The sequence below is a fragment of the Verrucomicrobia bacterium S94 genome (assembly GCA_004299845.1).
Taxonomy (GTDB): Bacteria; Verrucomicrobiota; Kiritimatiellia; order Kiritimatiellales; family Pontiellaceae; genus Pontiella.
Genome location: CP036201.1, coordinates 1029922 through 1041356, shown reverse-complemented (window position 1 = coordinate 1041356; position 11435 = coordinate 1029922). Strand labels below are relative to the sequence as shown.

The following is an 11435-nucleotide window of genomic DNA, read 5'->3' as shown; positions in this document are numbered from 1 at the left end:
CTACGGATTACCCGCTGAAACGTTGATCCAACCGTATAATGCCCGGGAAAAAGAGAACCCGATCGCGTTTAATCCCTGCGCCATTTTGAAACCTCTCCGCAACAGTCGATCGCTGAGTTCCCCGATTCAGTGGAAAAACTCTATTTTAAAACCGTTACGGATGACCGATTAATGTATCGGTAAGTGTGATGATCACCGGCAGGAGCCCCTGTCACTGCAGGTCGCGGATGCTCCGTCAACGACTATTTACCGGCTGCTGTTTTCAACTGTTCCAGTGCCTCATCGGGAACGCGAAGCTGACCAAACCCGGTTCCAAGTTTCAGATCGGGCGTATTGGAGCCGTGATAATCGGTACCGCCGGTGCTGATGAGCCCCAGTTCATCGGCCCAGCGTTTAAATTTCCTGATATTTTCCGGGTGATGTTCCGCATAGTAGACTTCAAGTCCGCCCAGTCCGGCTTCCGTCAGTCCCATAATCAAACCTCGGAGCTGATCATCGGGCAGATAAATGGTGGCCGGATGTGCCAGCACCGGAATTCCTCCGGCATTGCGGATCAGTTCAACACATTCGCGGCCGGTATAGCGGTAGCGTTCGGCATAAGCGGGACGCCCTTTGGCCAGTAAAAGTTCAAAGGCTGATTTACGGTTTTTCACCAGTCCACGCTGCACCAGAGCTTCGGCAAAATGCGGCCGCCCCACCACATCAGCCCCGGCCTGCTTTTCGACATCGGACCACATAAGGCGATAACCGAGTTTGTTCAGGCGCTTGAGAATTTCATGATTCCGCTCTTCGCGGCCTTCCCGAACCGTATCGATCTTTTCGAGCAGCATCGAATTCGTGTGGTCGAAAAAATAGCCGAGAATATGCATTGTTCCCTTTGCACATTCGGCACTGAGTTCGATTCCCGGAATCGCCTCCACACCGGAATCCGCAGCAGCTTCGAACAGCGGTTCGAGCCCGCCGACCGTATCATGGTCGGTCAGCGCCATAGCGGAAAGCCCTCGCTCATCCGCCATTTTTATCAGTTCTGACGGCGTATTCGTACCGTCGGAATAGACTGAATGTGTGTGTAGGTCAATCATTGCATTTCCCTGAAAATCAATTCAAAACAATATACGCCTCGCACAGAGAGCCGCCAAACCTCGATTTGGTAAAATAAATAAGGACCGCTTTTTTGCGTCAAAATGCGTATTTGTTACTCATATAGTCGGGTTTTGATTGCACGCCCCGATCCGGATTCGTAAAGTACGCCGCGTTTTAAGAACCATAACTTCATGGAGAATCATCATGACCCCAGCTGCTACGAAAATTGAACTTCCAGGCATTGAAAAATTTAAATCGGGCAAAGTCCGCGAGGTTTATGACCTCGGCGATCAGTATCTGTTTGTTGCCTCCGACCGTATTTCCGCATTTGACGTGGTCATGCCCGACGGCATTCCGGATAAAGGCCGTGTCCTGAATATGATTTCCAAATTCTGGTTCGACCGTACCGGTGACGTCGTGAAAAACCACATGATCTCTACCGACGTGGAGGACTTTCCGCCGGAACTGCAGGAGCACAAAGAACTGCTGAAAGGTCGATCCATGCTGGTTAAAAAAGCTGAACTGCTTCCTGTTGAGTGTATTGTTCGCGGCTATCTGATCGGCTCCGGCTGGAAGGAATACCAGAAATCCGGTACCATCGGCGGTATGCCGCTGCGCCCCGGTTATGAAATGGCCGGCAAACTCGATGAACCGATTTTCACCCCGTCCACCAAAGCTGACGAAGGCCACGACGAAAACATCTCCTTTGAACAGATGAAGGAGATTGTCGGCGAAGAGCTGGGCAATAAGCTGAAAGACGTTAGCCTAAACCTCTATAAAACCGCAGCGGATTATGCACTGACCAAAGGCATCATCATCGCCGACACCAAGTTTGAATTCGGTATGGTGAATGGCGAACTGATCCTGATTGACGAAGTACTGACGCCCGACAGCTCCCGCTTCTGGCCGGCGGATTCCTATAAACCGGGATCTTCCCCGCTCTCATTCGACAAACAGTTTGTCCGTGATTACCTTGAAACACTGGACTGGGATAAAACCCCTCCCGGCCCGACGATTCCGGAAGAAATCCTGCTCAAGAGCCGCGATAAATATCTGGAAGCCTACAAACTGCTTACCGGCGAAGAGCTGAACGTGTAAATTTTTTACCGCATCTTACACCCATCAAAAAGGGCCGTGTTTTTTAACGCGGCCCTTTTCTTTTTTACCATCAACCCCAACAAATCAAACATGACTTTAAAAGTTGTAATTTTATCTTGTTATTTAATTTCATAAACTCAGAATCGTGAATTATGAAAAGAGGGAGCGTTGGACACTCTAAGTTTTCTGATGCAATGGGGGCTGAAATCAGTATGGCCGGCCCGGCAAGCGGAATGTATCTGATGATCGGGAAAAATATACTCCCCAAAGGGCTTCCGGAAAAAATCGGCGGAAAAACAGTGATGCAACTGAGCTCCAATAAACTTCTGGCCCTTCTTCCTTTTGAAACGTACCTGGCACTGAAAAACGATATCGGAATTTCGCATATTGGCCCTGTGAATGTAGACACGGAACGTCTCTCCAGAATGGCTCAAATGCTGACGACTGGCGGCAGAACGGCGCCAGACTGACCGCACGAGACCTGCGCGGCAGAGACACTTAATTAAAACCAACAAAAGAAGGAGCAAGCACATGGCAAGTGTAGGACATGAATTACTCGCGGTACCTCTGCCCGAGATGGTGATGAAGCTCGGACTCGGTATTGCTGAAGCTCAGCGCGCCCTGGATGAAAATTCAGTGGAAACCGCTCAACTTCTGGCAGACACGGAAGTACCGCTGGTTATGGCGGTTACTCAAACGATCAATGCGGACGGCAGCGTGGAATTCACGAATGCGGATCCGGTTGATGTTTCGTTGCTGCAGGTGGGCCTGATGCCAACATTTTATCAGTTCTCCGAAGCAACCATTGAGGTTACGATGGACATCAAAACCACCACTTCACGTGAAACGAATGTTGACGTCAGTGCCAAAGCCAAAGTCGGCTTCGGCTGCTGGAGCGCTTCTGTGAGTGTTGATGTTTCTCACAACCGGAAATTCGGTAAAGAGGTTCATGGTACCAGCCGTCTGGTCACCAAAATGACACCGGTTCCCCCTCCGCCCCGTCTTGAACCGGAGCTGATACTGGTTGATAACCGTCCTGCCGACAATTCGGAATAACCTCGGCTCACGAACAAGCCCGATTAAAGGTTTTCGGAAACGGCTCTGATATCAACAAATCGGATGCCGTTTCCGATTATTTAATTTTCTTAAAATCTTATGCCCCGAGGAGAGAAAGCTATGCCCCAATATACGAAAAAAAACACTGTCCGAGCGTTCCGCACTCCGATTGTTCCGGCAGAAATAAAAGTTACAGAAACACCAAGAATATCTTTTGCTGATTTAATTCGCATGATGGCTGAAGGCGTTGCCGATGCACAGCTGGATCTGGATCGGGCATCCGCTGAAATGCTTCAGGAGCTGGCCGAAACCAAAGTTGAACTGGTTCGCGAAATTAAAGAAACAATTGATGCTGACGGGAAGGTTTCCTATGAAAGTGCCCCGCCTCAAAGCGTTTCCCTGCTGGAGCTGGGCATGCAGCCGACATTTTACCGTTTTTCCGAAGCCACAATTGAGGTCTCCATGGATCTGGAAATAATGGAGGACACCACCGAAAAATCGGAAACCAAGGGCCGGAAAGTCCTGTTTGCCAACACACACAATGTTCAGGCTGAGCGCAAAATCGGTAAAGAGGTTAAGCTCGCCTCCAAACTGACCGCCACCATGGTCCCGGTCCCTTCTCCGCTTCGTATTGAGCCTTCCCGCTCAACAGAAACCGAATAAACAGAAAACGCGCAGGAATAATTTAAAAATGACAACTAAAAAAGATACGCAGGAAATGGATCTCAATGCATTACTTCGTTCCGTTGGCGAATCATTCACATCCGCTCAACGATCCATGCTTGGAGAAATCAATGTTCCTGCAAATATGATGCTCAGTAACGCGGAGCTTGAACTCAAGGGTGTAGTTTATTCAGATACCCGCGGCACTCCCATGGTGCGTATGTTAACGACAGAAGATATCGCCCGGAACGAAATAAATCCCTCCATGATCTCCACACTGAAAATTGGATTTACCAGTGTGGTCGGCAATCCCGAAGAAGAACCGGTTCCCGTCAGCCCCACCACCCCCCCGCAGGAAACTGTCAAAGTTCCTGATCTGAAAGGACTTTCCCTTCAGGAAGCGGTTTCCGTACTCAAAAAAAACGGCTGGAGCTATACTGCTCATGCAGCAGCTAAAAAGGATGTTGATGCCGCTGGACGGGACAGCTTTGGACTGATTCTAAAGCAGAAACCCACACCGACAGCAAAACCCCGGAAAGATAAGACGATCGACCTCTGGGTTAATTTAGGAAGTACGCCGGTGACTGAAATCGACGGGATCGGGGAAAAAACCGGAAAAACACTGGCAGGTAATGGCATTCGCTCTGTCGGAGAACTCAGCCTGACCAAAGCCGACCGGCTGGCAAAAATTCTGCAAACGAATGAGCAGCGGGCCCAAGGCTTCATCGATATGGCCAATCTCATGTCAAAAATGACCCTGCTTGGCCTTAAGGATGAAGTGGTCGAACTGCTCGTTAAGGGGGTAGGCATTCGCTCCCTCGGGGAATTGTCGAAAACTGATCCGGAAAAACTTCTGCGCTTGAGTAAAAAGGCCATTCAGGAAAAAAGAATTCAAACACCCCGCGCTTTCAATGTAACTCAGAAAGACGTGGAAGAGTGGATCAGAATCAGCACAAACTGATCTCTTTCCGTCAGCCTTTTCCAAATGCCGGGCAACAAGGTTCAGCACTTCATTTCATCGCGAACCTTGTTGCTCTGACTTTAGTGTACTATTTTATGCACTATGAACATCTTTCTGGAAAGTTTCCTGGATTATATTTCGCTGGAACGCGGGCTGAGCATCAATACGCGCAAAGCCTATGCGGATGACATCAGTCAGTTTCTTGATTTTCTTACCCGAAAAGGGGTTACCTCGCTGAATCAGGTCAGCCGCAAACAGGTGCTTGATCATCTCATGGCCATGAAGGCCAAAGGAATGTCGACCAACTCCATTTCGCGCCATCTGGTTTCCATTAAGGTTTTTTTCCGGTATCTCCAACAGGAAGGACTGCTGGATAAAAATATTACGGACACCATGGATTCTCCCAGGCTCTGGAAAATCCTGCCGGATACGCTATCGGAAAAGGAAGTGGAACTGCTTTTAAACGCCCCTGACATGCGTAAACCACTGGGCGTAAGGGATCGGGCGATGCTGGAAATGTTTTATGCTTCCGGGCTGCGCGTTTCGGAACTGGCCAATCTTTCACTTTCCAGCCTGCATCTGGACGACGGCTATATTCGCGTCATCGGCAAAGGGCGTAAAGAACGGGTTATTCCGATTGCCGAAAATTCCGCCAATATTCTCCGCTGCTATCTCGAGGAAGTCCGACCGATACTGTGCGACAATCCGCATCTTCAGCATGTTTTCGTTTCGCGCCGGGAAACCGCCCTCTGCCGGCAGCGCATCTGGCAGATCATCAAGAAATACACCAAAGACGCCGGCATCATGAAAAATGTCACCCCGCATACGTTGCGACACTCTTTTGCCAGTCATCTGCTGCAGAACGGGGCTCCTCTGCGCGTTATTCAGGAAATGCTCGGTCATGCCGACATCGCCACCACCCAGATCTACACCCATGTTGACCCCAACCGTCTTAAATCGGTTCACGAACAGTTTCATCCGCGGGCCTGAAGCGGTGCGATCTCCGTTCATCATCGTGCATCCACTGCATTTGCGGCTTTCAAAAATCGATTCATTCTCTATTCTTTTCGAGTTGTTGCAGAAGAATCCTCGGGTTGTCCAATAATCAGAACTTGCTATGGCACATTTTAAATATATCGGCCGTTCAAAAGGCGGTGAACGCGTAGAAGGTGTGGTGGAATCAAACGACCGCTCCGGTGCGGTACGTGTCATTGAATCGATGGGGCATATTCCCGTTTCCATTACGGAAACCACCAAAACACATCGTCAGGAAAGCAGCGAAAACCGGAAAGGTCTCAACTTCCAGCTGGGTTTCAAACGTAAACCCCGTATGAAACTGCAGGATCTGCTGCTCTTTTCCCGCGAACTTTCGGATCTGGTTGCCTCCGGTATGACCATTGGACGGGCTTTACATACGCTTGCCGCCCGAAAAGATGAGAGTGCAGTCGGTCGGATTGTGGAAACACTGCGCGATGAAATTGTACAGGGCACCTCTCTTTCCGATGCGCTGGAAATGTATCCCGAAACCTTTTCCGCTCTTTATGTCAATCTCGTCCGCGCCGGCGAGGCATCAGGCAACCTTCCGGGCGCATTGGAAAATATCTGCGTTCATTACGAGCGTGTACACGAAGCCCGGGGAAAAGTCATCTCCGCGCTGATCTATCCGGCCATCGTCATGACTATCGGCGGACTCGCGGTCATCGGGCTGATGATCTATATTGTACCGAGCTTTGCAAACACCTTTGAGGAGATGGGAGCCGAGCTCCCCCGCCCAACCCAGATTCTTATGACCATGAGCAATTTCACCCTGAAATACGGCCTGGTTGTGCTGGGCGTTGTTGCACTGCTGATTATTTTCCTCAAACGCTGGCTGAAAACCATGCAGGGCAAAACACTATGGCACCGGATGCAGCTGCGAATACCGATTATGGGCTCCATCATCCGCGCCAACGCCTACGCCCATTTTTCCCGAACATTCGGTACCCTGCTGCACAACGGCGTGGCGGTACTGCCGGCCATGGGAATTGTTCAGAAAACAATCGGCAATGTCGTTATTGCCGACGAAGTGGGGCGAGCCCGCGATAAAGTCACCGATGGGGCCACCATTTCCAAACCACTGGCCCAGGGGAAAATTTTCCCGCGCCTTCTGACCGATATGCTGGCGGTCGGCGAGGAAACCGGGGATATGCCGAATGCACTTTCCCATATTACACGACGGTATGACTCGGAACTGGACCGGCTGGTTAAAACGTGTACAACCGTACTGGAACCGCTATTAATTGTAGCGGTTGCGGCAATCGTCGGCGGCATGGCCATCTGTCTCATGCTGCCCGTATTAACACTCACGGATACACTGAGCGGATTTTGATTAAAAGGAGTACGGAGATGAAAATGGAAGAAACCAAAAAGCATCTGAGTAAAAAATCAGGATTCACCCTGATTGAAGTAATTCTTGTTGTGGTTATTCTCGGTATTATTGCCGGGGTCACCATGAACGGCCTGAACATCGGAGGTAAAAAACAGCAGGCCGACCTGAATGCGGCGAAATCGACCATCGCAACACTCTCAATGGCCGTTCAGCAATACGAAATCATCAACGGAACCTATCCCAGCAGTCTGGACGCGTTGCTCGACGAATCCAAAGGCGGCCCCTTTCTCCAGAAGAAAAAAATTCCGCTGGATCCCTGGGGAAAACCGTTTGTCTACCAGGCCCCCGGCACTCACAACACCCATACTTTCGACATCTCCTGTACGTCGGAAGATGGAAAGGCCACTGCAAATAACTGGGATTAACTCCTTTGCCGGAGCATCCCCAGTTTAACCGACGGGCATTCACCCTCATGGAGGTGATGCTCGTTATTGTCATCGTCGCTATCATTACAGGAATTTCTCTTCCTTATTTTTCAGGAACCCTCAAAGGAGCCGGCCTGAAAACGACGGCCCGTACCATCAGCCGCATGAGTCGTTATGCACGAAGCATGGCGATCATGCGGGAAGAGGTAATGACGGTTGCCCTGAATCACGAAACCATGGAAATTTTTCTGGGCGGCGAACAGGTTCAGACCAATTCGGCCGACGGCGAGATTGATCAGGATGTGCTGAAAAGGCTGGGCTATAAAGACGATGACGGAACATCCGGCGAAACCGCCGGCATTGAAAAGGAAGTCCATAAAATTCTCCCCGAAGGTCTCACCATACGTGAATTCGACAAGGAGTGGACGGAAGAAGACGATGAATTCCCTGATCTCTACCTGATTCGCTTCTTCCCGAATGGACAGTGCGAAAAGTTTGAAATCGAGATTGAAGACAAGCGCGGCGTCGCCATCCGCATGGAAAATGATCCCATCTCCGGAAAAATTACTTCGGAATTCCTGCAATAGATTCCCGGACCGGCCGTTTATTGGTCGGATTTGCTAAAAAACGCAACACGTAGTACTACGCATTATGGATATTTCGGATACTGATTGTATTAATGCCTACCTCGGCGGCGACGCGGATGCGCTGGCACCGCTGGTGGAAAAATACAAACGTCCGCTTTATTCATTTATTCTGAAAATGACCGAAGGCCGCGAGGATGCCGACGAGATCTTTCAGGAAACCTGGTTCCGGGCCCTTAAAAACGTGCATAAATTCAAACATAAGAATTTTCTCAACTGGCTGTTTCGCATTGCCCATAATCTGGTGATCGATCGGGCTCGGCGCAGCAGAAAAAATATTTCCATGCAGAGCGGAATCGGTGGAGACGATGGAGATTCAACGCTGGAGGATCGCCTCGCCGCACCGGGAATCAACCCCGCGGAGGAATCCGGAGGAACCATGCTGGGCGTTCAGATTGATGAAGCGGTAAGTACACTCTCCGCAGAACAGAAAGAAGTCTTTATGCTCAGAATGTATGGAAACATGTCATTCAAGGAAATTGCCAAACTCCAGAAATGCTCGATCAATACCTGTTTAGCCCGGATGCAATATGCATTGGGCAAATTGCGTTCTATATTAAAGGATGAATATGAAGAACTGCAGGAGGCTATCTCATGAAGTGCCACGATGCTGAAAAAGCAATACTGTTACAGGATACCGGAGAACTGTCGGCGAAACGGGCCAATGAGCTCGCGGCACATCTGCACGACTGCGAAGCGTGCCGGGAATTCCAGTTTGCCCTGATCGAATCAAAACCCCGATTCCACAGTCTGGAAGAGGAACCGTCAGCCACAGTAATACAGAATGTGCTGCGGGAGGCGCGGAAAAATGTGCCTGAAAAGAAAAAATTACGGCTTCCGATGTTTGGAATGCGGCAGCTCATTCCACTGGCCGCCTCACTGCTCATTGTACTGGGTCTCACGTTCGGGCACTATTCCCCCGACAAAGTGGGTATGGAACTGATCATGACGGAAACCCAGCTGATGGATACCGAAACCCGGGTTTCGAGCATCGTATATGATGGTTTTTCCGAAGACGATCTCGCGTTCAGTTTCCTTATGACTTACGAGGATTCCTACGCTTCGCTGTAAACCGCTCCTTCAGCTCCTCAAGCCTGTTAATCGGCTTTTCGCAGGAAAAATTGCGGCAGAGATACACCGTCGGTTTTCCATCGATCATCTGCTGCTCTTCGGTGAACGGAGCCAGCACGGCGAGCTGATCCGCATGTTCTGCATCCTTGAGCAGAATCACCTTGCCCGGATGATAAACGGAATGCAGGTATTCAATCATCGGCCGGGCCTCTTCCTTATCCCCGATCACCACAATTTCAACCGTTTCTCCAACCGAAAACTGCAACGCAGTCAGAGCCTGGGCAAAACCGGCCGGAGAACGCTCAATCATCCCACTGAACGCTCTGCCGGTCTCGGCCGCCCGCTTATCCAGCTCCGGATTACCGGTCATTCGCGCCAGTTTCAGCAGATTATAAAACTGCACGGAATTCCCGGAAGGAATCGCCCCGTCATACAACTCCTTCGGTCGCACAATCAGCGCTTCCGCGTCGTCAGACGTCATAAAATATCCACCGCCGGCATCATCAGCAAAGTGTTCATCAAGAATCGCCTGATAGTTCATTGCCTTTTTCAGATATTGAAAGTCCAGTGTGCTTTCATAGAGCTCCAGCAGGCCGAAAATCATAAAGGCATAATCCTCCAACTGCCCAGAAACCGCCGTATGCCCCTCCCGCCAGCGATGCCGCAGCCTTCCATCTTCATCCTGCATTTCCGCAACCACAAAAGCTGCCGCGCGCTCCGCCGCGACAGTATATTTCTCATCACCGAGAGCACGCCCAGCTTTAGCAAAAGCCGCTATCATCAGTCCGTTCCAGTCCGCCAGCACTTTGGTATCCTTTAATGGATGCACCCGCTTTTCCCGGACCGCAAACAGCTTTTTCCGAAGCTCGGAAATCCGCACAGCATCTTCATCGGAGCACCATTCAGACAAATACGGAATATTGCAGGGGCTCTGCCGGCCTGAAGCTTCATCACGGAAATTTCCGCCATCCTGCACATTCCAATGCCTGGAAACAAAATCATAATCGGCACCAAGCACCGATTTCATCTCCTCCGCCGACCAGATATAAAACAATCCCTCTTCCCCTTCAGAGTCTGCATCCTCCGCCGAATAAAATCCGCCGCCCGAATGACGGGACTCTTCGTCGGGCACCGTCATATCGCGCATCACATATTCAAGAAGCTCTTCAGTCACCTGACTATAGAGTTTTTTCCCGGTCATTTCATAGGCTTCGCAATAGGCAAAAGCCAGCAGCGCCTGATCGTAAAGCATCTTTTCAAAATGCGGCAGCAGCCATTTTCGATCCGTTGAATAACGATGAAATCCAAACCCGATCTGATCAAAAACCCCGCCTTTGCGCATCGCCGAAAGCGTATGTTCAACAGCGGCCACACCCTCTGCTTTCCCCTGCCGCAGCAGAAAAATCAGTCGGTGCGGCGAAGGAAACTTAGGCTGAAGACCAAACCCGCCGAACAGTTTGTCGTACTGATTCATCAACTCATTAAACCCTGATTCCAGCAGTCCCGGATCAAGATCCTCCCCCCTGCCGGAGCGTTGCTGTTCAATCAGCACATCCAAGATCCGGCCGGCGGATTTGAGGACTTTTTCCCGCTGATTGTTCCAGACACCGGAAATCCGCTGCACCAGCTGTTTCATCCCGATCCGACCGTGCCGCTGCTCCGGCGGAATATAGGTCGCCGCATGAAACGGCTCCCTGTCCGGCGTCATAATTATCGTCAGCGGCCATCCGCCCTGCCCCGTCATCATCTGGCAGACGGTCATATAAATATTGTCGATATCCGGCCGCTCCTCGCGGTCCACTTTGATGCAGACAAACGCTTCATTGAGCAGGCGCGCGATTTCTTCGTTTTCGAAGGATTCATGTTCCATCACATGACACCAGTGACAGGTAGCATAGCCGATCGAAAGAAAGATGGGTTTATCTTCACGCTGCGCCGTCTGGAACGCCTCATCCCCCCACGGATACCAGTCCACCGGATTATGCGCATGCTGCAGCAGATACGGACTCTTTTCATTGATCAGGCGGTTTGTACAGTTGAAGTTTTCAGATTCAGTCATCATTTCA

At 50.5% G+C, this 11435-nt stretch carries 13 protein-coding genes; 11 read left to right on the top strand and 2 right to left on the bottom strand.

All coding sequences use genetic code 11. The features are described from left to right. Positions 1-242: 242 nt before the first annotated feature. Positions 243-1082: a PHP domain-containing protein gene (locus tag EGM51_04490; protein ID QBG46691.1), complete on the bottom strand. Its 840-nt coding sequence runs from the start codon at positions 1080-1082 to the stop codon at positions 243-245. A 205-nt stretch (positions 1083-1287) separates the two neighbouring features. Between EGM51_04490 and EGM51_04485 the strand changes: the two genes are divergently transcribed. From EGM51_04485 to EGM51_04435, 11 genes are all read left to right on the top strand, one after another. Continuing rightward, complete coding sequence (locus EGM51_04485) at positions 1288-2181, top strand: phosphoribosylaminoimidazolesuccinocarboxamide synthase (protein QBG46690.1); 894 nt, start codon at positions 1288-1290, stop codon at positions 2179-2181. A gap of 152 nt (positions 2182-2333) precedes the next feature. Then, positions 2334-2651 (top strand): hypothetical protein, encoded by a 318-nt coding sequence (locus EGM51_04480; protein ID QBG46689.1) that lies wholly within the window; start codon positions 2334-2336, stop codon positions 2649-2651. Between the two features lie 61 nt (positions 2652-2712). Next, positions 2713-3237: a hypothetical protein gene (locus tag EGM51_04475; protein QBG46688.1), complete on the top strand. Its 525-nt coding sequence runs from the start codon at positions 2713-2715 to the stop codon at positions 3235-3237. Positions 3238-3468: 231 nt separating this feature from the next. Then, entirely contained in the window at positions 3469-3900 is a 432-nt protein-coding gene (locus EGM51_04470; protein QBG46687.1) for a hypothetical protein, read from the top strand. 28 nt (positions 3901-3928) lie between these two features. Then, positions 3929-4861, top strand: coding sequence for a DUF4332 domain-containing protein (locus EGM51_04465; protein ID QBG46686.1), 933 nt, complete (start codon positions 3929-3931; stop codon positions 4859-4861). 102 nt (positions 4862-4963) lie between these two features. Further along, positions 4964-5851, top strand: coding sequence for a site-specific tyrosine recombinase XerD (xerD, locus tag EGM51_04460; GenBank protein QBG46685.1), 888 nt, complete (start codon positions 4964-4966; stop codon positions 5849-5851). A 127-nt stretch (positions 5852-5978) separates the two neighbouring features. Beyond that, positions 5979-7229: a type II secretion system F family protein gene (locus EGM51_04455; protein ID QBG46684.1), complete on the top strand. Its 1251-nt coding sequence runs from the start codon at positions 5979-5981 to the stop codon at positions 7227-7229. Positions 7230-7246: 17 nt separating this feature from the next. Further along, complete coding sequence (locus EGM51_04450) at positions 7247-7654, top strand: prepilin-type N-terminal cleavage/methylation domain-containing protein (protein QBG46683.1); 408 nt, start codon at positions 7247-7249, stop codon at positions 7652-7654. Between the two features lie 5 nt (positions 7655-7659). Further along, positions 7660-8241 (top strand): prepilin-type N-terminal cleavage/methylation domain-containing protein, encoded by a 582-nt coding sequence (locus EGM51_04445; protein QBG46682.1) that lies wholly within the window; start codon positions 7660-7662, stop codon positions 8239-8241. A gap of 64 nt (positions 8242-8305) precedes the next feature. Continuing rightward, on the top strand, positions 8306-8896 hold the full coding sequence (locus tag EGM51_04440) for a sigma-70 family RNA polymerase sigma factor (protein ID QBG46681.1): 591 nt from the start codon (positions 8306-8308) through the stop codon (positions 8894-8896). After that, complete coding sequence (locus tag EGM51_04435; GenBank protein QBG46680.1) at positions 8893-9369, top strand: hypothetical protein; 477 nt, start codon at positions 8893-8895, stop codon at positions 9367-9369. The genes EGM51_04440 and EGM51_04435 overlap by 4 nt, the downstream gene beginning before the upstream one ends. On the opposite strand, the gene EGM51_04430 is transcribed toward EGM51_04435, so the two are convergent. Next, the gene (locus EGM51_04430) at positions 9335-11428 is read right to left on the bottom strand and encodes a thioredoxin domain-containing protein (GenBank protein ID QBG49240.1); all 2094 of its coding nucleotides are present in this window, start codon (positions 11426-11428) and stop codon (positions 9335-9337) included. The two genes, EGM51_04435 and EGM51_04430, sit on opposite strands and share 35 nt — an antisense overlap. Positions 11429-11435: the final 7 nt, after the last annotated feature.